The sequence below is a fragment of the Kosakonia sp. H7A genome (genome assembly GCF_003028445.1).
GTDB classification, from domain to species: domain Bacteria; phylum Pseudomonadota; class Gammaproteobacteria; order Enterobacterales; family Enterobacteriaceae; genus Kosakonia; species Kosakonia radicincitans.
Genome location: NZ_PYTZ01000006.1, coordinates 219876 through 245755, shown reverse-complemented (window position 1 = coordinate 245755; position 25880 = coordinate 219876). Strand labels below are relative to the sequence as shown.

Annotated in this window: 18 protein-coding genes and 2 tRNA genes; 5 read left to right on the top strand and 15 right to left on the bottom strand. The window is 56.2% G+C overall.

The window, feature by feature from the left end; all coding sequences use genetic code 11:
* The first annotated feature begins 16 nt into the window (after positions 1 to 16).
* Both csdA and csdE read left to right on the top strand, forming a co-directional pair.
* Complete coding sequence (gene csdA / locus CWM66_RS19915; protein WP_071921355.1) at positions 17 to 1222, top strand: cysteine desulfurase CsdA; 1206 nt, start codon at positions 17 to 19, stop codon at positions 1220 to 1222.
* Positions 1222 to 1671 (top strand): cysteine desulfurase sulfur acceptor subunit CsdE, encoded by a 450-nt coding sequence (gene csdE, locus CWM66_RS19910; protein ID WP_007370373.1) that lies wholly within the window; start codon positions 1222 to 1224, stop codon positions 1669 to 1671. Before csdA ends, csdE begins: the two co-directional genes overlap by 1 nt.
* Here csdE and tcdA read toward each other — a convergent pair.
* Both tcdA and mltA read right to left on the bottom strand, forming a co-directional pair.
* A complete protein-coding gene (tcdA, locus tag CWM66_RS19905; RefSeq protein ID WP_107147130.1) occupies positions 1656 to 2468 on the bottom strand; it encodes a tRNA cyclic N6-threonylcarbamoyladenosine(37) synthase TcdA in 813 nt (270 codons plus the stop codon). The two genes, csdE and tcdA, sit on opposite strands and share 16 nt — an antisense overlap.
* A gap of 69 nt (positions 2469 to 2537) precedes the next feature.
* Entirely contained in the window at positions 2538 to 3644 is a 1107-nt protein-coding gene (gene mltA / locus CWM66_RS19900) for a murein transglycosylase A (protein ID WP_035887659.1), read from the bottom strand.
* A gap of 206 nt (positions 3645 to 3850) precedes the next feature.
* On the opposite strand from mltA, the gene CWM66_RS19895 reads away from it, so the two are divergent.
* A tRNA-Met gene (locus CWM66_RS19895) sits at positions 3851 to 3927 on the top strand.
* Between the two features lie 50 nt (positions 3928 to 3977).
* A tRNA-Met gene (locus tag CWM66_RS19890) sits at positions 3978 to 4054 on the top strand.
* A gap of 76 nt (positions 4055 to 4130) precedes the next feature.
* Here CWM66_RS19890 and amiC read toward each other — a convergent pair.
* Positions 4131 to 5384, bottom strand: coding sequence for an N-acetylmuramoyl-L-alanine amidase AmiC (gene amiC, locus CWM66_RS19885; protein ID WP_107147129.1), 1254 nt, complete (start codon positions 5382 to 5384; stop codon positions 4131 to 4133).
* Positions 5385 to 5610: 226 nt separating this feature from the next.
* Here amiC and argA point away from each other — a divergent pair, with 226 nt between their 5' ends.
* Positions 5611 to 6942: an amino-acid N-acetyltransferase gene (gene argA / locus CWM66_RS19875; RefSeq protein WP_007370368.1), complete on the top strand. Its 1332-nt coding sequence runs from the start codon at positions 5611 to 5613 to the stop codon at positions 6940 to 6942.
* Between the two features lie 28 nt (positions 6943 to 6970).
* Here argA and recD read toward each other — a convergent pair whose 3' ends face one another.
* The 12 genes from recD to rppH all read right to left on the bottom strand — a co-directional run bounded on the left by recD (position 6971) and on the right by rppH (position 25345).
* Complete coding sequence (gene recD / locus CWM66_RS19870; protein ID WP_007370367.1) at positions 6971 to 8803, bottom strand: exodeoxyribonuclease V subunit alpha; 1833 nt, start codon at positions 8801 to 8803, stop codon at positions 6971 to 6973.
* Entirely contained in the window at positions 8800 to 12360 is a 3561-nt protein-coding gene (recB, locus tag CWM66_RS19865) for an exodeoxyribonuclease V subunit beta (RefSeq protein WP_107147128.1), read from the bottom strand. Before recB ends, recD begins: the two co-directional genes overlap by 4 nt.
* Entirely contained in the window at positions 12353 to 15241 is a 2889-nt protein-coding gene (ptrA, locus tag CWM66_RS19860) for a pitrilysin (protein WP_107147127.1), read from the bottom strand. Before ptrA ends, recB begins: the two co-directional genes overlap by 8 nt.
* A gap of 152 nt (positions 15242 to 15393) precedes the next feature.
* Positions 15394 to 18765, bottom strand: coding sequence for an exodeoxyribonuclease V subunit gamma (gene recC, locus CWM66_RS19855; protein WP_107147126.1), 3372 nt, complete (start codon positions 18763 to 18765; stop codon positions 15394 to 15396).
* 12 nt (positions 18766 to 18777) lie between these two features.
* Positions 18778 to 19101 (bottom strand): prepilin-type N-terminal cleavage/methylation domain-containing protein, encoded by a 324-nt coding sequence (locus tag CWM66_RS19850; RefSeq protein ID WP_035887647.1) that lies wholly within the window; start codon positions 19099 to 19101, stop codon positions 18778 to 18780.
* On the bottom strand, positions 19086 to 19493 hold the full coding sequence (locus CWM66_RS19845) for a DUF2509 family protein (RefSeq protein WP_035942078.1): 408 nt from the start codon (positions 19491 to 19493) through the stop codon (positions 19086 to 19088). The genes CWM66_RS19850 and CWM66_RS19845 overlap by 16 nt, the downstream gene beginning before the upstream one ends.
* A complete protein-coding gene (locus CWM66_RS19840) occupies positions 19490 to 20053 on the bottom strand; it encodes a prepilin peptidase-dependent protein (protein WP_107147125.1) in 564 nt (187 codons plus the stop codon). Before CWM66_RS19840 ends, CWM66_RS19845 begins: the two co-directional genes overlap by 4 nt.
* Entirely contained in the window at positions 20047 to 20508 is a 462-nt protein-coding gene (locus CWM66_RS19835) for a prepilin peptidase-dependent protein (RefSeq protein WP_035887642.1), read from the bottom strand. The genes CWM66_RS19840 and CWM66_RS19835 overlap by 7 nt, the downstream gene beginning before the upstream one ends.
* Before the next feature lie 184 nt (positions 20509 to 20692).
* The gene (thyA, locus tag CWM66_RS19830; RefSeq protein ID WP_007370357.1) at positions 20693 to 21487 is read right to left on the bottom strand and encodes a thymidylate synthase; all 795 of its coding nucleotides are present in this window, start codon (positions 21485 to 21487) and stop codon (positions 20693 to 20695) included.
* Positions 21488 to 21493: 6 nt separating this feature from the next.
* On the bottom strand, positions 21494 to 22369 hold the full coding sequence (gene lgt, locus CWM66_RS19825; RefSeq protein WP_007370356.1) for a prolipoprotein diacylglyceryl transferase: 876 nt from the start codon (positions 22367 to 22369) through the stop codon (positions 21494 to 21496).
* 186 nt (positions 22370 to 22555) lie between these two features.
* A complete protein-coding gene (gene ptsP / locus CWM66_RS19820) occupies positions 22556 to 24802 on the bottom strand; it encodes a phosphoenolpyruvate--protein phosphotransferase (protein ID WP_007370355.1) in 2247 nt (748 codons plus the stop codon).
* A gap of 12 nt (positions 24803 to 24814) precedes the next feature.
* Positions 24815 to 25345, bottom strand: coding sequence for an RNA pyrophosphohydrolase (gene rppH / locus CWM66_RS19815; protein ID WP_035887639.1), 531 nt, complete (start codon positions 25343 to 25345; stop codon positions 24815 to 24817).
* Between the last annotated feature and the right edge of the window lie 535 nt (positions 25346 to 25880).

Sequence of the window (25880 nt, the reverse complement as noted above, 5' to 3'; positions counted from 1 at the left end):
TGATACGAGGAATCGCATGAACGCATTTAACCCATCGCAATTTCGCGCGCAGTTCCCGGCGCTGGCCGACGCGGGTGTCTATCTGGATAGCGCCGCCACCGCCCTGAAACCGCAGGCGGTAATTGATGCCACACAACAGTTTTACAGCCTCAGCGCAGGTAATGTGCACCGCAGCCAGTTTGCCCAGGCGCAGCAGTTAACCGCACGCTACGAAGCCGCGCGTGACCAGGTCGCCGCGCTGCTCAATGCGCCCTCCGGCAAAAATATCGTCTGGACGCGCGGTACCACCGAAGCCATCAACATGGTCGCCCAATGCTATGCACGCCCGCGCCTGCAAGCGGGCGATGAAATCATTGTCAGCGAGGCGGAACATCATGCCAACCTGGTGCCGTGGCTGATGGTGGCGCAACAAACCGGCGCGCGGGTGGTGAAACTGCCGCTCGGCGCCGATCACCTGCCGGATATCAACCAACTATCGTCGCTTATCACCTCGCGTAGCCGCATCCTGGCGCTGGGGCAGATGTCCAATGTCACCGGCGGTTGCCCGGATCTGGCGCAGGCGATTACGCTGGCGCATGCGGCAGGCATGGTGGTGATGGTCGATGGTGCGCAGGGCGTCGTGCATTTCCCGGCCAACGTGCAGCGGCTGGATATCGATTTCTATGCATTTTCCGGCCATAAACTCTACGGTCCTAACGGCATCGGCGCGCTGTATGGGAAAGCGGAATTGCTGGATGAGATGACGCCGTGGCTGGGCGGCGGCAAGATGATCAGCGAAGTGACATTTGACGGCTTCACCACTCAGCCTGTGCCGTACAAGCTGGAGGCTGGTACGCCAAACGTGGCGGGCGTGATTGGCCTCAGCGCGGCGCTGGAGTGGCTGAAAACGCTGGATACCGCCCAGGCGGAGAGCTACAGCCGCGGGCTGGCGACGCTGGCAGAAGATCAACTGGCTAAACGCCCGGGTTTCCGCTCCTTTCGCTGCCAGGACTCAAGCCTGCTGGCCTTCGATTTTGACGGCGTACATCACGGCGATATGGTGACACTGCTTGCAGGTTATGGTATTGCGCTGCGCGCCGGTCAGCACTGCGCCCAGCCGCTGCTGGCCGCGCTTGGCGTCAGCGGCACCCTGCGCGCCTCATTTGCACCCTATAATACACAACAGGATGTAGATGCGCTGGTACAGGCTGTGGACCGCGCCCTGGAAATATTGGTGGATTAATGACAAGCCCGACTTTCGCCGGACACCCGTTCGGCACAACCGTTACCGAAGAGACTCTGCGCCAGACGTTTGGCGCACTGAACCAATGGGAAGATAAATACCGTCAGTTGATTATGCTTGGTAAGCAACTACCTGCAGCATCGGAAGCGCTGAAGGCGCAGGCGCGGGAAATTCCCGGCTGCGAAAATCGCGTCTGGCTCGGTTCAACGCTGAGCGCGGAGGGAACGATGCATTTCTTCGGCGAGAGCGAAGGGCGAATTGTTCGCGGATTGCTGGCCGTGCTGTTGACGGCAGTAGAAGGCAAGCGCCCGGAGGATCTCATTCAGCACGATCCGATGTCGCTGTTCGATGAACTGGGGTTACGCGCCCAGTTGAGCGCGTCGCGTAGCCAGGGGCTGGCGGCGCTAGCCGCCGCCGTGCAGGATGCGGCCCGTCAGGCGCTGACCTGACGCTCTGCTTTCGCCATCAGTTTTTTCAGCGCATGGGAAACCGCGATAAAACCAAAGGTTGCGGTTACCATCGTTGCAGCACCAAAACCGGCTGCGCAATCCATACGTTTCGGCCCTTCCGCCGTACTTTTCATCGCACAGACTGAACCGTCCGCCTGCGGGTAAACCAGCGCTTCGGTAGAGAATACGCAGTCGACGCCGAGCTTCCCTTTGCTGTTCTTCACCACGCCAAAATCACTTTTCAATCGCTCGCGCAATTTTGCCGCCAGCGGATCCTGAATGGTTTTCGCCAGATCGCTGACCTGGATCTGCGTCGGATCGATCTGCCCACCGGCACCGCCCGTGGTCACCAGAGGGATCTTATTGCGACGGCAATATGCAATGAGCGCGGCTTTCGGGCGTACGCTGTCGATCGCATCGATCACATAGCTGTAGCCCTGGCTCATCAGTTGCGCAACGTTGTCGGCAGTCACAAAGTCATCCACCACCGTCACCCGGCACTCCGGGTTGATCTGGCGAATGCGATCCGCCATCACCTCAGCTTTTGCCAGGCCAACGGTATCGCGCAGGGCGTGGATCTGCCGGTTGGTGTTGGTCACGCACACGTCGTCCATATCAATCAGCGTGATCGCGCCGATGCCCGTTCGCGCCAGCGCTTCAGCCGCCCAGGAACCCACGCCGCCGATACCGACCACGCAGATATGCGCATCGGCAAACCACTGCAACGCTTTCTCGCCATATAAACGCGCCGTGCCGCCAAAACGCTGACGCCAGGCATCGCTGATTACTGCTGACATAAAACAGACCTCAAAGAAAACAGAAAACCCTCTTCCGCAGGCGAAAGAGGGTTGCAGAGTGTATCACACTCAGCCGCTGAACACGCCGCCGCTGGTGCCCGCGCCCGGAGCGTTTTTCAGCACCCAGACCCGGCCATAATGGTTATACCAGCCTGCGCGGTGACCGGCATCCGGGCCAATGCCCTGATAGATATCGAAGTGCTGGCCTTTGATAGCGCCGCCAACATCCAGCGCCACCATCAGGCGCAGCTCATACTGACCGTTGAATTTGCCTTTATTGTCCAGTTGCGGTACTTCCGCCAGCAGCGTGGTGCCCGGCGGAATAATGCTGCGATCGGAAGCAACAGAAGCGCGTCCAATCAGTGGCACTGCGCTGGCACCTTTCACTGGCGCCCAGGATTGCGGTTTAAAGAAGACAAACGACGCATTCTCTTCCAGCAGCGCGCGCACTTCCGCTTCACTGTGTTTTTCACCCCATTCGCGGATGGCCTGCATCGACATATCTTCTTTCTTCACTTCGCCGCGATCGATCAGCACTTTGCCGATACTGCGGTAAGCATGGCCATTTTTTCCGGCGTAACTGAAGAAGTTAAGCGGGCTGCCATCGCCAAAATCAATATAGCCACTGCCCTGCACATCCATAATAAAGTTGTCCATCAGCGAGTTGCTGTACGCCAGCACATAGTTGTCGCTGAGCGCGCCGGCATAGATTTCCGCGCGCGTTGGCAAGCGGCCGCGTTTGGGCGGCATGCGATAAATCGGGTACTGGAACTCACCCTGGCGCGTGTGGCGCGCCTGTACTACCGGCGTATAGTACCCGGTAAATTGCACGTTTCCGTAATTATCCGTTCCTTCCATCTGCCACGCATCAAGACCGTACTGGCGCAGGGTGCGCGTATCGCCGCCCGACATCAGCCATGACTGAATCGCATTGTAAAGGCCGCTCTGGCTGCTATAGAGGCGCGGAGAAGCGGAACGAATTTGATTAACCTGCTCGGAGAAGTCTCCGGCGTTGATTGGCGCACCGACGGCGTCAGGTTGATTGACCAGGGAAAAAGGCTGGGAAAACTTTCCGTCTTTATACTGTTGACCGCGATCGGTCGGTTTGGAGGAACAGGCGGCAAGGATTGCGACCATGGCGCCTGTGAGTACGAACTTAGCCCAACGTCCTTTCATTATATCTCGTCTTCTGATTAACCTGCAGCGGGGTGAAGATAACAAACCCTATTCACTAAAGAAATGCGTCAGCACAACCCATCGCCAATTTCGCATAAAAAATAAGCTAATTGTATTGTTTTTACACATAATCCCGGCAATTCGTCGAATTAGTCAAAAAAAAGGTTGCATCGCTAAGTTTGCAGAGTATAGTGCGCATCCACGGACGCGGGGTGGAGCAGCCTGGTAGCTCGTCGGGCTCATAACCCGAAGGTCGTCGGTTCAAATCCGGCCCCCGCAACCAATTAAAATGTGAAGAAAAAAGTTTACATGATGGAAGTGTAAACAGACGGACGCGGGGTGGAGCAGCCTGGTAGCTCGTCGGGCTCATAACCCGAAGGTCGTCGGTTCAAATCCGGCCCCCGCAACCAATCACAATAAACACCTTAACGGGTGTTTTTTTGTTTCTGCGGTCCGTAAAAAATGGCGCCTTTCAGCGCCACTCTGTTATCCCCTTCTCGCCAGCGTCGCGCCATCCGAGAAATAAGCTTTAATCCCCGCCAGAATCGACTCCGCCACTTCCTGCTGGAATTTGGCCGTCTTCAGCTTACGTTCCTCTTCCACATTACTGATAAACGCGGTCTCGACCAGAATCGACGGAATATCCGGCGCTTTCAGCACCGCAAAACCGGCCTGTTCAACCTGATTTTTATGCAGATTGTTAACGTTGCCAAGCTTGTTGAGTACGGCTTTACCGAACTTCAGACTGTCATTGATAGTCAGCGACTGCACCATATCGAACATGGTGTGATCGAGATAACGGTCGCCGCTTTTACTGACGCCACCAATAAGGTCAGAAGCGTTCTGCGTCTCCGCCAGATACTTCGCCGCCGTGCTGGTCGCCCCTTTGGTCGAAAGGGCAAATACTGAAGAACCGCTCGGCTGACGGCTGGTGAAAGCATCGGCGTGAATCGACACAAACAGATCCGCACGCTGTTTTTGCGCTTTGGCAACGCGCACTTTCAACGGGATAAAAACATCCTCGTTACGCGTCATATAGGCTTTCATATTGCCTTCTTTCTCGATCAGCGCGTACAGACGGCGGGCGATTTGCAGCACCACGTCTTTCTCGCGGGTACGGTATTTCCCCATCGCCCCCGGATCTTCGCCGCCGTGACCAGGATCCAGCATAATAACGATTGGCCGATCGCGCCCCGCTTTCCCCGGCTGTGGGCCGCTATCCTGCTTCGGTACCTGCTGTTCAAGATCGCCTTTGTTGTACTCTTCCAGCAGCGCCAGCAGCGGATCCTGCACATCTTTCGCATTCACCGGATAGAGATCCATCACCAGCCGCTCTTTGAAGCCAGCTACCGGCGCCAGCGCGAACAGTTGCGGCGCAACATACTGTTTCAGCTCAAACACCATGCGCACGGTTTGCGGATCAAACTGACCAACGCGCGCAGACTTGATAAAGGGATCGTCGCCACGAATCTGCGTCCCCATGCCTTTAAGCACGGAGTTAAGGTGTACACCTTCGAGATCCACCACCAGCCGGTCAGGGTTACTCAACGTGAACTGCTTGTATTTAATGACCTGGTTAGATTCCACCGTCACGCGCGTATAGGTAGACGCCGGCCAGACGCGAACCGCCACTACGTGGCTTACCGCTGCCAGGCCCATTTGGCTTACGCTTAATAACCACATGGCCCCCGCCCCTTTTAATAACCTGCGGCGGCTCACCGATGATTGACTTCCCGACATGCCTCTCCCGAGCAATTTTTCGCTAAATAATGCTATTCGTCAGAATTGACCGAAAACTTTAACGAATGATGCATAAACTGTCATCCATTAAAGGGTAAACATATGTCTGCCCAATGGCTTCGCCGGGGCAACTTTATTGAATGACGACAAAATTTGCACTTGCGCCGGACGGCAGAAAAGAATAAAAATACAGAATTTACGAATAATCATGCATTGAGGGCAGGCCGTGGTAAGAGAGCGCAGAACCGAACTGGTACAAGGATTCCGCCATTCTGTTCCCTATATTAACGCCCATCGGGGAAAGACATTTGTCATTATGCTCGGCGGCGAAGCCATTGAACACGAGAATTTTTCCAGTATTGTCAATGATATCGGCCTGTTACACAGCCTCGGCATCCGGCTGGTGGTGGTGTACGGCGCGCGTCCGCAAATCGACGCCAACCTTGCCGAACATCATCATGAACCGATTTACCACAAACACACCCGCGTGACCGATGCAAAAACCCTTGAACTGGTTAAGCAGGCGGCAGGCCTGTTGCAGCTCGACATCACGGCGCGGCTGTCGATGAGCCTCAACAATACGCCATTGCAGGGCGCGCATATTAACGTGGTCAGCGGCAACTTTATTATTTCCCAGCCGCTGGGCGTCGATGACGGCGTGGATTATTGCCACAGCGGACGTATTCGCCGTATTGATGAAGAAGCGATCCACCGCCAGCTCGACAGCGGTGCGATTGTGCTGATGGGGCCGGTCGCGGTGTCTGTCACTGGAGAAAGCTTTAACCTCACCTCCGAAGAGATCGCCACACAACTTGCCATCAAGTTGAAAGCCGAAAAAATGATCGGTTTTTGCTCGTCGCAAGGGGTAATGAACGACGAGGGCGATATTGTTTCCGAACTGTTCCCGAACGAAGCGCAGGCGCGCGTCGAGGCGCTGGAAGCAAAAGGAGATTACCACTCCGGTACGGTGCGTTTCCTGCGTGGCGCGGTCAAAGCCTGTCGCAGCGGCGTGCGTCGCAGCCACTTGATCAGCTATCAGGAAGACGGCGCGCTGTTGCAGGAGCTGTTCTCCCGCGACGGTATTGGTACGCAGATTGTGATGGAGAGCGCCGAGCAGATCCGCCGTGCCACCATCAACGATATTGGCGGCATTCTCGAACTTATCCGCCCGCTTGAACAACAGGGCATTCTGGTGCGCCGCTCCCGCGAGCAACTGGAGATGGAGATCGACAAATTCACCATTATCGAACGCGATAATCTGACCATTGCCTGTGCGGCGCTTTATCCCTTCCCGGAAGAGAAAATCGGCGAGATGGCCTGCGTGGCGGTACACCCGGACTATCGCAGCTCATCGCGCGGTGAAGTCCTGCTGGAGCGTATTGCCGCGCAAGCGAGACAGATTGGCCTGAGCAAACTGTTTGTGCTGACCACGCGTAGCATTCACTGGTTCCAGGAGCGCGGCTTTACCCCGGTGGATATTGATTCGCTGCCGGAAACCAAAAAGCAGATGTACAACTATCAGCGCCGTTCCAAAGTGCTGATGGCCGACCTTACCTGAAAGCTTGCCCCCGCGCGCTGCGGGGGCGTTACTCTGCTTCGCTGAAAAACGCATCCAGCCCGCTGCGCCGCTCGGTGCGGGTGGCAATGGCCTGCGCCAGAATACGCTCGTCGGCATAGAGTGACAGCCGCCTGCGTGCACGGGTGATGGCGGTATAAACCAGCTCACGCGTGACTACCGGTACAAACTGCCCCGGCAGGATCAGCGCCGTATGATCGAACTCCGAACCCTGCGATTTATGCACGGTCATGGCCCACGCCGTTTCATGCTCCGGCAGGCGACTGGGCTGCACGGATTTGATGCTGCCGTCCGGCAGCGGAAACCAGACGCGGATCCCCTGCCCCTGCTCCAGCGCGATACCAATATCGCCGTTAAATAAACCCAGCGCCGAATCATTACGAGAGATCATGATCGGACGGCCGTGATACCAGCGCGAATGCGCCGGGCGTGAGATCTGCCGTTTACGCAGCAGAGCCAGCTCCAGACGCTCATTCAGCCCGCTCACCCCAAACGGCCCCTCGCGTAATGCGCACAGCAACTGGTACTCGCTAAACGCCGCGATAATCTCCTCCGGCGCGGCGTTGTCATGCACCCGCGACAGATAATGGCCATAGCCGGCGAGCGCGTCGTCGATCATCGCCTGATACTCTTCTGCGCTCTGCAGCGGTTTACGCTCGATATCGCCAAAGCCCTGACTAAACACTGCTCTGGTGGCATTTTTATCACCCCGGTTGACCGCCGCCGCCAGTTGGCCAATCCCGGAATCACTGCCAAAACGATAGCTTTTTTGCAGCAAACACAGGCTGTCGCGCAGCGTGCTGGCACAGTGCCCTTCCCCGGCGGGAACCGTTGAGCCGGTTAAACGTGAGAGCTGCGCCGCACGCTCCGGGGTATAACCAGCGTTCACCCACGCACAGATATCGCCCAGCACCGCCCCGGCCTCCACCGAAGCTAACTGATCGCGATCGCCAAGAAAGATCACCCGGGCCTGCGGCGGCAGCGCATCGATCAGGCGCGACATCATCGGCAAATCAATCATTGAGGCTTCATCGACCACCAGCACATCAAGATGCAGCGGGTTATCGGCATGATGCCGCAGGCGCTGGCTGCCCGGCTGCGCGCCAAGCAGACGGTGCAGCGTGCTGGCTTCGTCCGGCAGCATCGCTTTCTGTTGTTCCGTCAGATCCAGCTGACGCAGCGCATTGCCCAGCGACTCGGTCAACCGCGCGGCGGCTTTGCCGGTCGGCGCGGCCAGACAAATGCGGCATTTGCCGCCGTCCACCATCTGTACCAGTGCCGCAAGCAGTTTTGCTACGGTAGTGGTTTTGCCGGTTCCCGGTCCGCCGGAAATCACCGAAATACGCCGGGTGAGCGCCACGGCTGCCGCCACTTTCTGCCAGTTTATTTCGCCCGTGGTCGGAAAAAATGTCTCCAGTACCTGCGTCAGCCGGGCTTCATCCACCTCGGGTTGGCTCTGCCGTTCGGCAAAAAATGCTGCCACCTGTCGTTCGTTTTGCCACATGCGGTTCAGGTAGAGGCGATCCCCCCTCAGCACCAGCGGCGCTGGCGTTTCGCCTTCGCTGACGGCATGCGATGCCAGCAGCGTTTGCCGCCAGTCTTCAGGGTTTCCGGCCTGCTCAAACAGCGGGCTAAAGATCGTTCCTGCACTGGCATAGGCTTCTGGCGTCAGGCGCGAAAGTGGCAAACAGACGTGACCTTCACCGGCGTCGTGGCTGAGTAGCGCCGCAGCCAGCATCACCGCCGGTTCATCTTCTGTTGCCACCGTCAGAGCGAACTGCACATCCAGCGGGCGCAGCAGCTTCAGCTCTGCCGCTTCACGTAATTTTGTTGTCATACTCATGGCGTCGCCTCCTGCGTCTCTCCGGCAAATAACGCATCCATCTGTTCGATCAGTGCCGCGTCAGGACGCGTGGTGAAGATACCCTGCTGCGGGTTTTGCGCCTCAACGCCACGTAAAAAGAGGTAGATTACGCCGCCGAAATGCTGTTCATAGCGGTAATCCGCGATGCGGTGGCGCAAGTAACGATGCAGCGCCAGGCTATATAATTGATACTGCAAGTCGTAGCGGTGCGACTGCATTGCCGTCGCCATCGCCTCCTGCGTATAGGCCTCCGCGCTTTCGCCCAGCCAGTTGGATTTGTAATCCAGCAGGTAGTAGCGCCCGTCGTGGCGAAAAACGAGATCGATAAAGCCTTTCAGCATGCCGCGCACATCGCGGAAATCGAGCGGCGGGCACCCTGCCGACAGCGGATCGTAGCGCCGAATTAGCGCATCCAGTGCCTGAGCGCTCATCGTCTTCGTCACAGGCAAGTAGAACTCCATCTCCACCTGTTTCTCCTTCGCCGTAAGCTGGCTCAGCGAAATGCCCGTTCCGGCCAGCGGTGCATGCAGCACGCTCTCCAGCCAGCGCCTCAGTACCGGCTCCCAGTGCTCTTCGTAACCCCCTGCCAGCACTCTTTCTGCCATCCATTGCGGGGAGATTGGCTGGGTAAAATCCAGATCTTCAAACAGGCTATGTAAAAAGGTTCCCGGCGCTGCGCCACGCGGGAACTGGTGTGGCGTTAGCATCGGTTCAGCAACAACCTCACGCTCACCGGCTGCATCGATATCCAGACGCGGCAGTAGATCCTGGGCGATGCCGTGAGCACGCTGCTGCAAGCCGGAATAGCTGGTCACGCGCCAGTCGTCGGCAATTTTACGCGTCACTTCCCGTGCGCTCAGAGCAGGCAACGCCGTTTGCGGCAGCTGCCAGCGGTCGCTATCAGCGGCTGGCGGCGTGCAAAGGGCGATATCGTCATTGCACAGCGCCTGTAATGCACGCTGCAAACCGGCAGCATCGAGCGCTTCACCTTTCTGAATCAGCCGCCCAAGCGCGCTCTGATGGAAATCAGTTTCGCCCGTTTTGCCACCGCGACGACGAATCAGCGGCGCAATCCCCAGGCTGCAGTGCCAGACCGAGCGCGTTAATGCCACATAGAGCAGGCGCAAATCTTCCGCCAGGCGCTCGGTTTCCGCCAGTTCGACACTCTCGTCGCCGTGGCTTAAATCGAGCATCGCCGCAAACGATTCGCGGTCATGATAGAAACCCTGATCCTGAACGCGGAAATTCGCAATAAACGGCAGCCAGACCAGCGGGTACTCAAGGCCTTTGGATTTGTGGATGGTGACAATCTGCACCAGATGTTTGTCGCTCTCCAGACGCAACTGCTCGCTGGAGGCATTGGCATTCGGTTCGGCGATGCGCTGCGCCAGCCAGCGGGTAAGTGCATGCTCACTTTCAAGCTGCGTTCCGGCTTCCTGCAACAGCTCGCTGATATGCAGAATATCGGTTAACCGCCGCTCACCGCCAGGCGTCGCCAGTAAATTCTCTGCCACATTGCGCGCACTCATCAACGTGCGCAGCATCGCCATCACACCGCGTTTTTGCCACAGTTCGCGGTAGTGAGAGAACTCCTCAACTTTCTCATCCCACGCCTGTTCATCGAGATTCAGCGCTTCAATATCCTGTGCGGTCAACCCCAGCATGGAGGTGGCTAATGCGCTACGCAACGTACTCTCTCGCTCCGGCGCCAGCACGGCATGCAACAGCCACAACAGCTCCTGCGCTTCCGGCGTGTCGAACACGCTGTCGCGGTTAGAAAGATAGACGGAGGGGATATCCAGCAGCATCAGGGCATCACGAATAAGCGACGCTTCGTGGCGGCTACGCACCAGCACGGTGATATCCGAGGCTCTGACCGGACGCACTTTCTCATGCTCGCCCTCACCTTCGTACAGCAGCGCCTCGCCCTGCTGGCCAGCACTCAGCCAGTCGCGGATCTGCGAGGCGCAGAGCTGCGCCATAAACCCCTGGTAATCGCCGACGCCGACGCCTTCGCCGTCCATCAGCCACATTTTCATGGCTGGCTGCATTTCCCCACGAAAGGTAAAGCGCAGGCCCGCATTTTTAGCGGCGGATTTAACCGGCAGGAATGGGATCTGGCGAAACATAAAGGCGTCTTCCATCTGCATAAACAGGCGGTTAACGCTGGCAATCATTCCCGGCGACGAGCGCCAGTTGGTATCAAGGGTATAGCGAGCGCTCACTTCATCGCGCGCTTTCATATAGGTAAAAATATCGGCGCCGCGAAACGCATAGATGGCCTGCTTCGGGTCGCCAATCAACAACAGACCGCACTCTGGCTGCTCATGCCAGATACGGCTGAAAATACGGTATTGCTGCGGATCGGTATCCTGAAATTCATCGATCATCGCCACCGGGAAGCGTTCGCGGATCGCAGCGGCCAGCGCCTCGCCGTTCGGGCTGCGCAATGCGCTATCCAGACGGCTGAGCATATCGTCAAAGCCCAGTTCGCCGCGACGACGCTTCTCTTTCGCCACCGCCTCGCGGATTTCACGCATTGCGCTGGTCAGCACCAGATCGTCAAGCGTTAACGGCTGAGCCAGTAGTTCCTCGATTGCGACAAAAAGCGGATGTTCCGGCACCACGCCATCCGCTTTGGTGCGTTCAGCAAGGAAAGACTGGGCAAACTTCTCCAGTGCCTCCGGCAGCAGGTAACTGCGCGTCTCCTCCTGCGCCCAGGCGGACACTCGCTCAATATACTTTGCCTGGTTGCCGCGGTTGAATTTTCGCCGGTCGATGCCGGACGCTTCAATCACCGGTTCCACTTCGGCCACCGCGGCGTTCCACTGCTGCTTGATAGCTTCAATCCGGGCGATAATGCTCTGATGGCGGGAAACCAGCGTTTCATCTGCCGGCGGTGGGGATTTGATTTGCGGCGCTTCGCCCTGCAGGTAGCGATCGATCGCCTTCAGCAGTTCCTGCGGCCCTTTCCACGAGGCATGAATCGCCTGGGCAATCTCGCGCGGCAGCGGGTAGCAGTGACGCCGCCAGAAATCCGCGCAGGCCTGATAGCGCAATAGGGATTCATCTTCCACCAGTTGCTGTTCAAACAGCATGCCGGATTCGAACGCGTTCAGGCTGAGCATGCGCTGGCAGAAGCCATGAATGGTAAAGACTGCCGCTTCATCCATTTGCCGCTCGGCCAGCATCAGCCAGTACGCCGCCTGCTGCTTATCGGCGATCTCCTCCAGCAAACGGGCATATAAGGGGTTGCTGCTGCTTTCCCGCAGGCAGGCAATACGTAACTCATGGATATTACTGCGGATACGGCCACGCAGCTCTTCGGTCGCGGCCTCGGTGAAAGTCACCACCAGCAGCTCTTCAACGCTGAGTGGTCGAGGGAAGGCGGCATTGCCGCCCAGCCCTAATAGCAGCCGCAAATAGAGTGCGGCGATGGTGAATGTCTTGCCGGTGCCCGCCGAGGCTTCAATCAGGCGCTCGCCGGTAAGCGGCAAGCGCAGGGGATCAAGGGTCTCAGCAGTGGTTTCACTCATCTTTCTCGGTCATCTTCGGTAAGGATTGCTGCAGGGCGCTGACGCTGTCCCAGACCTTCCAGCCTTGCGGTTGAGCATATTCCGCTTTCCCGCTCTGGCTACCGGAGATCTGCGACAATATCGCCATGCCTTGCGGCTCTACCACCGCCTGATGGAAGAAGTCGGCAAGTTTCTGCGGCGTCAGCAGTTTTATCTGAGCGACTACTTTATCACGTGAATCGAAGCGCATATTGCCGCGATCGAAATCTTTGCTGAGTTTGGAAGCCTCTTCACCTAACGTTTGCGGCGCTTGCACTATTTGCGCAATCACCCCCTGCTGAATTTGGGCAAACTCTTCCGGTTTCATCGCCCGCAGCTTCGCTTCCGCTGTCGGGAAGAAGGCCTTATAGCGCTCCCAGAGATACGCCGGTTGCTTATCATTGCTCTGTAGCAGGAAACCCATGCCCCACTGACGGCCAACGCTCATCGGGAAAGCAAACACGGCGTATCCAAGCTGTTCCTCAGTACGTAACTGGTTATAGAACCACGGCTGTACAATTTGCCCCAGCATCGCACTGTAGGCCGAGCTGCTGTACTCATCAAAATCCGGTGGTACGAACACCGCGGCCAGCGCGGAATCCGTGCTGTTGCCCGCCTTTTCAAAGCTCACATTCTGCTGTTTATCAACCACGACGTCCTGGTTACGGCACCACACTGTGCCATTGGCACCCAGCTGTTTTTGTACCGCATGAGCAAGGTCTTTCGCCTGCTGCTCGCCAAGGTTACCAACCACGAGAAATTCCGGACGCGCATTGCTCTTCAGTGCATCGCGATAGTGCAAAATGTCCTGCAGAGAGATTGATGGCAACAGTGCACGACGATCTTCACGCAGGAAGTACGGGACCTGCGACAGCATCTGCACTGGCATAATCGCCTGATCGAAGGCTTTACCCTTCTCTGCCGAATCCATCATTTGCGCGTACCAGGATTTGGCCTGCGCAAGCTGTTCTTCCGTCGGTGTATAGCTGAAATATCCGCTCAACAGCGCCTGGAAAAGCTGTGGCAGGCGCTGTGTGTAACCATTGGCGTTAAGCATCAAGCCATTGTTGGCATTCGTAGAGAAGGTGATGCCCCCGACAGCCGCCTGGTTGCTCAGTTGATCGAGCGCAAGCCCCGCCAGATAGTCATTCAGCGCAAACATCACCTGGCTCTTCGCAGTATCCATCGCCTGTGGATTACGCAGCACCACGCTGACATCCGCCTTCGGTTCGCTGGCAAAATAGCGGCTCGGCATATACACCACGCGTAGCGTCGGCTCATCGACAATCAGCTCGGGATGCTCGTACTGCTTCTGCGGTTTGATCAGCGTGAAATCGTCCGGAATATAGGGGTTCAGCTCGGGGAAGTTCAGCGTAATGCTGCTCTCCCGCTTCTGCCAGTCGGCAAAGGTTTCCGGGGAAATTTTATCAACCTGATAAGGCGCATCGACAAAATAGGCAGTTTTATTGTGCGGCTCATCCGGGCTGATATACCAGATGCGGGCATTTTGCGGCGTCATTTCGTTAAGACGCGTCTGCACCGCTTTGGCATCAAACTGGTCGGCGATATTTACCGAATCCAGCGTATGCGCAACCGGTACGCGGATCATGGTATCCGCCAGCCACTCAACATAATCCATATCGCGGGTAATTGAGGGGTAGCGAAAATCAAGGTCAAGAATATGGGAAAGCTCGTCGAAATAACGCTTATCGATGCCTTTTTCACGCAGCAGTTGCAGGTAGCTGAAAATCGCCGCCACCACCTGATCGCGATTCGCCTGGCCTTTATCTGTCAGAGTAGCGGAAATCGCCAGCACGCCGCTGTTGCCGTTGACCACTGGATCGGAGTCGCCACGGATCCCTTCAACCAGCCCCTGGCTTTGTAGCCAGTCAGAGAGCGTGCCCGGACTGCGATTGCCAATCAGATAGGTGATCAACTCGTCCGTTTTACTGCGAAACGCAGCGGTGTTGTTATCGATACGGAACTCAACACGCAGCACTTTGCGCGGCACAGCCGGAACATAGTGAATGATGACACCTTTCTGCGCGTCGGTGACGACGGGAACGGTGATTTCCGGCTTCGTGATGTTTTTATTCGGCACACGGCCATAGGTCTGTACCGCAAGCGTCGCCAGTTCGTTCAGCGGACGGTTGCTGTAGATGACCGCTTTCATCAGGTTCGCAGAGTAGAATTTATCGCGAAACGCCAGCAGCGCCTGGTGTACCGGGCTGCCCGGTTTGTCGCTCAGCGTTTCGAGGTTGCCGCCGGAGAAGCGCGCTCCCGGATGCGCCGGGTTAATGGTCTCAGCGCTGACCTGCGCCATCCGCATCCCGTCACGGGTACGCGCCATGGTCAGCTCGGCGTTGACCGCGTTGCGTTCGCGCTCGCCATATTTTTTATCCAGCAACGGGGCGGCAATCGCATCCGCCAGACGATCAACGGCGCCGTCCAGCGCGTTATTTTCCACTTCCAGGTAGTAAGCGGTGCGGTAAGGCGCAGTACTGGCGTTATGGCTGCCACCATGCAACTTGAGGTATTCGGCAAGGCTGTCCGGTTGCGGGTATTTTTTGGAACCCATCAGGGTCATGTGTTCCAGGTAATGCGCAAGGCCAGGATGGGAATCAGGATCCTCCAGCGAACCGATCGGTACGACCAGCGCGGAGAGAGATTTCACCGCCTGCGGATCGGATACCAACAGCACAACCATGCCATTATCCAGACGAATCGCCTGATACTGGCGGGTATCTTTATCGCTCTTGTGGATCGTTTCCTGAACCGGTTGCCAACCATTGTCGGCCTGACTGAATGGCGCCCAGAGGGCAAAAAACAGGACGAAAACTTTTAACCAGGTGCTGCGGGGCATTCACGAACCTCATCATTAACGTTTCTGGCGGCTCCAGTAACTGTGGAACTGCCAGATATACTCGCGCTGGCTTTGCCAGCACTCTTGTTATATCAGTCCGTGACCGTCGCGCATAATAATGGATGCTTACGGCTTGCGCAATTTTTATACAATCAGTCGGACTGATTATGTCGATAAAGCGGTAACAGGAAACGGCGCGCCTGTTCGGTGATTTCAGCGTAACACTCTGGCTCAAGGGTACGCCACAACCGCTGATACCATATATCTTCACCTTCACCGCGAACCATCATATTGCCCTCCCAGGCTTGCAGAAATTTGCTTTGCGCTTTCTGTAGCGTTTCCTCGTCCATTAACATGGCATCATTTGCAGCGTCATAACAGGCTTTTATCCACGCGCCGCCGCTTTCCGGCACCAGTAGCAGCGGTTTCGTCATCCCTTCCCGGTAGCCGTCGATCATCAGTGCCAGAGAGTCCATCGCCTGCTCTGGTTTCAGCGGCGGGAATCGCCACTCACCTTCTTTACGCACAAACAATCGGCTTTCGCCGGTACCACCGCTGGCACAGTAGACAAGATGCTCAAGCCAAAGTTGCAGCCCCTGAGAAACGCTCAATAAAGAAGGTCGCCAGCGTAGCAGGCCATCCGGCTGCACACGTGACAACCAGCCCGTCAAATGAACGCCTGCACAGTGAAGATCGATCTCCTGGCTTACGGCAGGTTGACGATGCTCGATGACGCGACCGGCAAGTTCCTGCATCTCCTGGCACTGTGTTTCCCAGATAATTTCGCCAAAAGCGCCATAAGGCAGCAGGCCCGCAGCGCGATAACGGCGGAATAATTTATCTTCGTCCTGCTGCTCCACTAATGTGTTGAGCAGTTCAAGATTCAACTGGTACCGGTCTAAACCATCGAGGATAAACGGCTCGGCATCAGGGATCTCACTCTCTTCCGGACGGAAGTTGACCCGTAAACGCATCTGGAAAAAAGCCCTTACCGGATGCGCCCAGAAGCGCTGAAGCTGATCGAAGGAGAGCGTTTCCAGCGGCTGACTTTCCAGCGTCTGGATAAACGGTGAATGCGCTTCACCCTGCGAACTCGCCGCAGGCAGCCATTCACGGGCATAACTCTGCCACTCGTCAGCAGTAAAGTTCGCCGGATCGAACGGCATACGGGTATGTAAATGCGTGATATGCGCTTTCACCCGACGCTCGCTGTCATCGCAGTTCAGCGCTTCATCCCCCACCAGGCAGTGGCTTTGGCCAATGTAATCGACCAGTTCCTGCACCAACACGGAAGGGAAACGCTCTTTGTTATCCTGGATAGAACGGCCGATATAGCTGATGTAGAGCTGCTGCTGCGCCGAAATCAGCGCTTCCAGGAAGAGATAACGGTCGTCGTCGCGGCGGCTGCGATCGCCGCGCTGCGGCTTCTGGCTCATCAAATCAAACCCCAGCGGCGGGAGCGTGCGCGGGTAAACGCCGTCATTCATGCCTAACAGACAAACAACTTTAAAGGGAATGGAACGCATCGGCATCAGGGTACAGATATTGACCGGACCGGCGAGAAAACGCTGGCTGATACGCTCCTGATCCAGGCGCTGGGCCAGCTCATCGCGGAGTAAAGAAAGCGGGATCGATTCGCCATACTTCGCGCCAACACCCTGAGCGATGATCGCCTGCCACTCCTGCTCGATCAGCGCCAGCGCCGCTTCGGTATCCTGATCGGGCAGGAAAAAGTCGTTGAGCATATCACGGCAAACCGGAAGCCACTCCTCCAGCGGACGCGCTTCAGAAAGCCCGCGACGCCAGATATTCAATTGCATCAGCAGCGTTGCCAGATGCCCCACCAGTTCAGCAATCAGCCCACTTGATTCATCGTAGGGCAGAACGGATTGCCATTCGCCGTGGCGGCTCTCCATAGCATAACCGATGAGCATACGCGTGAGGCCAAACTGCCAGGTGTGCTGCCCGGTCGGCGGCAACTCAAGCTCGCGCACGTTGTCATCATCCATCCCCCAGCGAATACCGGACTCATTAACCCACAACCGCAGGTAACGCAGCCCCTCTTCATCGATGTTAAAACGCGCAGCCAGCACCGGAACATCCAGCAGCGCCAGCACATCTTCAGAAACAAAGCGGCTGTCCGGCAGCGATAGCAGGCTAATAAAAGCCTGCAGCGCCGGATGCGCCTGCCGGGCGCGGCGGTCGGAAATAGCATAGGGAAGATAGCGCTCGCCGCTGGCACTGCCGAAAACGGCCTGGATGTAGGGGCTATAACTGTCGATATCCGCCACCATCACCACAATATCGCGCGGCGTCAGTTCCGGATCGGCTTCCAGCATCGCCAGTAAACGATCGTGCAGGATCTCCACTTCACGCTGCGGGCTATGGCAGACATGTACCGTCACGCTGCGATCGTCGAGTGATAGCGTTCGCTTTTTGTCGCTGTGGGCAAACTCTTCCGCAGTCACGCCAGCCACGGCGCTGTTTTGCAACTCAAGGATGTCGTACTTCAGGTTTTGCAGCAGGGAACCGGGCGTGATATCAACAAAAGCATCCAGTTCCTCGTAACGATCCATGCCTGCCAGCAGAAAAATGTTATCGCGCCCCAGCTTTCCCCACGAGGCCAACAACGGGTTTCCTACATCCTGTTCACCGTCGTCATTAAACAGACCACCTGCGTTTTGCGTATCGCGAAACAGCGGAAACAGACGATCTTCCCGGTGATGGCGACGCTGGCGGGTAACCAGCCTTGCCAGAAATGCGGGATCTTTGATATCTCCCCAGTAGTAACGACAGGGATTGGTAAACAGCAGATGAACATCAATGTGCTTACCCAGCGCCTGCAGAGCCTGTAAATAGACTGGCGGCAGAGCAGAAATACCGCAGATGAAGACGCGGGACGGCAGACCTGCGGGCGGCGTCTGTGCCGATTCGAGTGTGTTGATAAAACGTTGATAGAGGTTGGCGCGGTGCCAGTGAGGCTGACCAAGCGCAGCGGTATGTTCCACCAGAGCACGCCAGAGCGGAGCCTGCCACTGTTGCGCCTCGCCCAACCCATCAACGGTTTCGCCCGCTTCCCAGCGTGTCAGCCATTCCGGACGGTAGACAAGGTACTGGTCGTAAAGATCCGCCACCCGCGACGAAAGCTGAAACAGTTTGCGCTTGTCGTCATCGTCATTCAGGTAGTGACGCAACATGGCGAACTCTTCGCGCTCCAGCATGTCCGGCAACAGCGACATGAGCTTCCAGCCCATGCTCTGCTTGCTAAAAGCGCTCTCTTTGGGAATGTCATCGAGCACGCTGACAAACATGTCCCAGATGAAACTAGCCGGGAGCGGAAAGGTGATATTGGCGGCGATGCCAAACTTTTGCGCCAGCGTCATCTGAAGCCATTGCGCCATGCCGGTGCTTTGCACCAGAACCACTTCCGGTTCAAAGGGATCGTCGAGTCTGTCTCGCTCAACGATAAACTCCATCAATGCTTCCAGCACATCCAGGCGATTGGAGTGGTAAACCCTTAACATAAGCGCTCCTGACTACTGACTGTTCGGACAAAATAATCGCGTCATCTGCCCCTGCCTGCCCACTGGTGAGGTGACGGTGACGTTGATGCTGACACATCCCTCTGCCGTTGTCTGCCCCCGGTTTACCTGCCAGCCAGGCGGCAAAGGCGGTGCGTCGGGTTGCGCCTGTTGCCATGCATATCGCCACAACTGCCGCCACTGGCTGGCAGACCAGAACCCTGATGCCAGTGCCCGATGATAACCGCCCAGTGCGGTAACCACCATCACCATCAGCAGCATCGCCAGCAATACCTCCGTCAGGCTGAAACCCCGTTGCTTGTTCAGGGAAGCAGACATAGCGCCACCTCGTTTAGCGGACAAAAATCACTCCAGCCATGCGGCAAAAAGCGGATATTACCACCGCTTACTGCCCCCAGATGCCACAGTACATCCTCTTCGTTCGCAACGATCAGCAACGCGGAACCATCGCTGAAAATGCGCAGACAACTGCGCCAACCCGCGCCAGAAGGTTGCCGACACTGTAACAAGGGTTGCGATGGCCATACCTGATGTTGCGCCCACGCCATCGCCGAGTGGATTTCAGCAATATTGCGTAATCCGTGAATCTCACGATTTACGCGCCACAAATGGCTGGAAAGTTGCTGATTCAGGCCATTCAGCATCAGGCTTCCGAGCACCAGTAGCAGCAATACCAGTGCCAGCGATGACATTCCCCGTTGACGATTCATAAGTTATATCCGATGACGTCCAGCACAGCGTTCGCCGTCGTTCCTGCATCACCGGGAAGAGAGGCGGTGAGCGCGACACTAAGCTGTGGGGCATATCCTGTCGTCTCGCGCCTGGTCACGTTAAAACGCGAGACAGAGATCTGGGCAGGATCGGTCGTTTTTTCCCAGCCCCGTCCGGTACAGGACGTTGCGCCACGCAATGTCTCCAGCGCACCATTTTGCAGACGAAACCCCGTTTGCTCCGGTTCGCTGCTCGCAGAAGATTCCCAGCGTCCGTTGCTGTTGGCATCCCACTGCATTATCACGCACTCTCCGCTACTGCTGATAACCAGCGGCTGGCCAGTGCAACTGCCGTTGCAGTAGCCCGCCCGCTGTAACTGTTTTGCTACCGCCCAGAGTCGTTGCCAGAGATCGTCCTCCAGCGTCTGGATACGAGTCTGTTGCAAAACGGCGGCTTGCAGTGCCGGTAAAAAGCGGGCAGAAGCCAGCAGTAATATGCTGCCAATAGCCATTGCCAGTACGGTTTCCAGCAATGAAAAACCCCGTTGACTGTTCAACATTGATCGTCCTTCGCGTTCTGACACATTCTGATGCGCCCCCAGGCTGAAACCACGATCCGCCACTCTCCGGCACTGCTGCGAACGCGAATATGCCCGGGCCATGCGGTGTTGCGCAAACCAAAGAAGCCGAGCGACGGCGTCACATCCAGGAGCGTCACCTCAGGCCAGGCGGGCATAACGGCGAGCGGGCCTGGCGTGGCGCATCCCGCAGAGGGCGTATTGAGCAGGCACCAGCCTTCGCTCCCCCGTGCCGAATAAACCCGTTGCGCCTGATTATGCCAGTTCGCCTCCTCGCGTAACCGTTCCAGAAAGTGGCGAACTTGTAGCGCGGTCTGCCATAACCGCTGCTGCGCCTGCCAGTGCTGCCAGCCCGAGAGCCCCATACCGCTCAGGATCGCGATCAGCGCAACGGCAATAAGCGTTTCAATAAGGGTAAAACCCGCTTCGTTTTTCATGGCGGCAGTGTGCAAGCGGTGGATGTTCAGAGCGAGGCAGAAAAGGGAAAATTACGAGGTGTTACGAGAGAAAAAAATGCATTTGCAGTGGCTTGCACAGCGGCTGCGAGCAACGCCGAAAAACCGTTTTTTGATGAAAAAAAACCGGCGCATTACTGCACCGGTTGTGTCATGTTCAGCCTGGTCAGACAGCGACCGGCGCTTTAATTGCCGGGTGCGGATCGTAACCTTCAATATCGAAATCTTCGAAGCGGTAATCAAACAGCGACTCTGGCTTACGTTTGATCACCAGTTTCGGCAGCGCGCGGGGTTCGCGGCTGAGTTGCAGATGCGTCTGCTCAAGGTGGTTGCTGTAGAGGTGCGTATCGCCCCCCGTCCAGACAAAATCACCCGGCTCCAAATCGCACTGCTGCGCCATCATATGTACCAGCAATGCATAGCTGGCGATATTGAACGGCAGCCCAAGGAACACATCGCAGGAACGCTGATAGAGCTGGCAGGAGAGCTTGCCGTCCGCTACATAGAACTGGAAGAACGCATGGCAAGGCGCCAGCGCCATTTTGTCCAGTTCGCCGACGTTCCAGGCAGAAACGATAATACGGCGAGAGTCCGGATCGTTTTTCAACTGGTTGATAACCGTTGAAATCTGATCGATATGGCGGCCATCCGGTGTTGGCCATGCGCGCCACTGTTTACCGTATACCGGTCCGAGATCGCCCCGCTCGTTGGCCCATTCATCCCAGATGGTGACGTTGTTTTCGCGCAGATAAGCGATATTGGTATCGCCCTGCAGGAACCACAGCAGTTCATGGATAATTGAACGCAAATGGCAGCGCTTGGTGGTCACCAGCGGGAAACCGTCCTGCAGATTAAAACGCATCTGATGGCCAAAAATAGACAGCGTGCCTGTCCCGGTGCGGTCATTTTTCGGGGTGCCTTCGGTCAGCACCTTTTGCATCAATTCTAAATACTGTTTCATGGTTCCTCAGGAAACGTGTTGCGGCGAACGATGGCGGTACGCCCAGATCATCATAATAGCGCCTGCGACAATCATTGGAATGGAGAGGATCTGCCCCATGCTGATGTACTGCACCCATTCGCCGGTAAACTGCGCATCGGGCTGGCGGAAAAATTCAACAATGATACGGAACGCACCGTAGCCAATCAGGAACAAGCCGGAGACCGCGCCGGTCGGGCGTGGTTTACGGATAAACAGGTTAAGGATGATAAACAGGACAACGCCTTCCAGCGCCAGCTCATAGAGCTGTGACATATGACGTGGCAGCACGCCGTATGTATCAAAAATCGACTGCCATTCCGGATGCGCTGGCAGCAACGCGACATCTTCCGCACGCGAGCCGGGGAACAACATAGTAAAAGGGAATGAGGGATCAACGCGGCCCCATAATTCACCATTGATAAAGTTGCCCAGACGTCCGGCACCCAGACCAAATGGGATCAGCGGCGCAATAAAATCAGAGACCTGGAAGAAGCTGCGTTTAGTACGACGCGCGAAAATCACCATCACGACGATAACGCCAATCAGGCCGCCGTGGAAGGACATACCGCCATCCCACACGCGGAACAGATAGAGCGGATCGGCAAGGAATAGAGGGAAATTGTAGAACAACACGTAGCCGAGGCGGCCCCCCAGAAATACCCCCAGGAAACCTGCATAGAGCAGATTTTCCACTTCGTTTTTCGTCCAGCCGCTGCCCGGACGGTTCGCCCGACGCGTAGCCAGCCACATTGCAAAAACGAACCCTACGAGGTACATCAACCCGTACCAGTGCAGAGAGACGGGTCCAATGGAAAAAATCACCGGATCAAAATCGGGAAAACGCAGATAGCCACTGTTCATCTGTCACCACAACTTGTTGTTCTTCCGCCGAAAGTGGACAGCGGTTTACATATGCGGTCGCAACCGGCGGCCGCTCCAAAGGGGCGAATCATAGCATAAGGGGGATGCATGAGTTGCGCCGAAGTTGTAAAAGATATGTATAGTCAAACAGCCACGCGCTTATTTTACCTCTGAACAAGCAGACGCTTAAATCCCGCCGCGGATCAGGCCGCCCAACCCGCGCCGCTCCATAAAAGCGGCAATCTGATGGCGAACTTCGGCAGTTAATTGCGCTTCAAGCGTGCGATTTGCCAGCACCTGCGCCTCTTCAGCATCAATACGCCGCAGCAAATATTTGATGCGCGCGACCGAACGCCCATTCATCGACAAATGGCGATAACCAAGGCCTATCAGCACGGCGACACACATCGGATCCCCGGCCATTTCACCGCACAGGCAAAGGTCGATGCCTAACCGTTCCGCCTCAGTAGCCACCATCGACAGCGCACGCAGCACGGCCGGATGCAGACTGTCATACATTGTCGCTACGCGGGTATTGTTGCGATCCACCGCCAGAATATACTGTGTCAGATCGTTAGTGCCGATGGAGATAAAATCAACGCGGCTTGCCAGATGCGACAACATAAACACCATTGAGGGCACTTCCAGCATCACGCCAATACGCGGGCGTGGAATGGCGTAGCCGATCATCTCTTCGACTTCACGTCCGGCGCGTTCAATGAGCCGTTTTGCCTCATCCACCTCGTCAATGCTGGTGATCATCGGCAGCAGAATACTGAGGTTGCCGGTCGCCGCATTAGCGCGCAGCATGGCGCGCACCTGCACGAGGAAAATTTCCGGCTGATCGAGCGTAATACGAATGCCTCGCCAGCCAAGACAGGGATTTTCCTCGCTGATGGGCATATAGGGCAGTTGTTTATCGGCGCCAATATCCAGCGTACGCAGCGTTACCGGCTTGTCGTTGAACATTTGCAGCATGCCCTGATATTGCGCCACCTGCTCCTCTTCCGACGGAAAGCCGCTTTGCAGCATAAAGGGAATTTCAGTGCGGTACAGCCCGATACCGTCGATGCGGCTGCCGAGTTTCTCTTCATGCTCCGGGCTTAAGCCAGCATTCAGCATCACTTTCACCCGCTCGCCGCTTTTAAGCTGCGCCGCCAGATTGACATCATCTTCGGCGAGACGGCTGAGCTCATTTTCCTCAGTGATGAGACGCTGGTATTCCTGTAGCAGAACCGGTTCCGGATCCACCAGCAATTCGCCGCGGTAACCATCGACAATCAGCGTACGGCGATGCAGCGCAGAAGGCTGGATATCCGCCCCCATCACCGTCGGAATGCCAAGCGCGCGCACCATGATCGCGGCATGAGAGTTGGCGGCACCGTCGCGCACCACTACGCCCACCAGCCGATCGTGCGGCAACTCTGCCAGCGTTGTCGCCGAAAGCTCATCGGCGACCAGCACAAAGCGCTCCGGCCAGGTATTCGGCCCCTGAATATTGTCATCAAGGTGGAACAGCAGACGCTGGCCGAGGGTCCGGAGATCGCCGGCCCGTTCTTTCAGATAACCATCGCTGAGCGCGGCAAACTGTTCGGCGAAACTTTCAATCACCGTTTTCACCGCCCATTCGGCCACCACGCCTCTGTCCACTTCTTCGAACAGCTCACGGCGCAAACGCGCATCGGAGAGCAGGTGGGAATAGAGATCGAAAATCGCCGCCGTCTCTTTTTGCGCACCGGCGGAAAAACGCTTGCTGTAACGGCGGAATTCGTTGGCAGCCTCTTCCAGCGCGCTGGTCAGCCTTTCACGCTCAAGCGAGGTATCCAGCGTCGATGCCGGATAAACCTGCTCCATCAACGGCAGGGTTTGATCCATCCAACCTTCGGCAATGGCAACCCCCGGCGAAGCAGGCAGCGCGCGAATACGAGTCTGCCGATACTGACCAAACAAGGCATTTAATTGTGACTGGGAAAGGATCCCGGCGACCTGGGTAGCCAGTGTGACCAGAAAGGACTCTTCGCTTTCATTGTACTGGCGCAGCTCACGCTGCTGCACAACCAGTACGCCAAGCAACTGACGACGCTGGATAATTGGTACGCCGAGAAACGCGCGAAAACGCTCCTCTTTTACCGCAGGAATATATTTAAAGCTGGGATGTTTCTGCGCATCGGCAAGGTTGATAGGCTCCGCCAGTCGGCCAACCAGGCCCACGATCCCCTGATCGAATGCGAGCGTGACAGTGCGGCCACGCGGCTTTTTTAAGCCGCGCGTCGCCATCAGATAAAAACAGCGCCTGTCGTGATCTGCAAGATAGACCGAGCATACTTCGGTTTCCATCGCCAGACACACGTCGGTAACCAGTATCTCCAGCGCTTCGTTAAGACGCGGCGCGCTGGCAACTTTCTCAACTATTTCTCGCAGTCGGGTGAGCATAATGTGGGTGGCTTAACCTCGTTTACGTCGCCAGGCAGGTGCGTTTTGTGGCTTAGGAGGCGTTTCCTGAAGCGATAACACCGCACTTGCAAACTCTTTCATCACCCGTCGGTAGACGTCGCGTTTAAACGAGACTACCTGACGAACAGGATACCAGTAGCTTACCCAACGCCAGCCATCAAACTCAGGAGTGCTACTGGTTTGCATATTGATTTCTGCATCATTACCAATCAACTGCAAAAGAAACCATTTTTGTTTCTGGCCGATACAAACCGGCTTTGTGTCCCAACGCACCAAACGTTTCGGTAACTTGTAACGCAACCAGTTACGGGTAGAAGCAAGGATACGAACATCTTTACGACTTAAGCCCACTTCCTCGAACAGTTCCCGGTACATCGCCTGCTCCGGGGTCTCGCCTGGGTTGATCCCCCCCTGGGGAAATTGCCATGAGTGCTGCCCGAAGCGTCTGGCCCACATCACCTGGCCCTGTCGATTGCAGATTACGATTCCCACATTTGGGCGGTAGCCATCGTCATCAATCACCGGACTACCTCAAAATAAACCTGAATGACGAGATTGTTTCACACTCCCGGAAAACGGTAAACCACTCTATGACAGGGATACGAACGGATAACGATTGAATAACTCACAGTTTGCATAAGAGTTATAAACATCACCCCCTGCCTCAGACGGGTTTTATTCACCTTTTCTGTGGATAGAGTTGTGAAAAAGTATGGAATTACCCAGGGAAAACCCAGAACAGTCTGAATAACCCATTTATCGGGTAAAAAAATAAAACTCGGTGATTCATTTAGTTAAGTGACTTATCACCGGTTTTTTGCAGCATTACGTGACGATCATCACTCTTAGGATCCTGGCGCTGATGAAAGATCGAACAGAGCCGTTTTTATCCACAGATTATGCCAATAAGTTAGGCATATTTTGTGCAGAAACTCGATTTTCATCGCACGTCAAGGCTGTAAATGGAAACAGTAGTGAGGGTTTTCATCAGTTATCCCATTTTTCTGTGGATAACATGGTGTAAGATCCTGTTCATTGTCAGTGACCAGATTTGGAA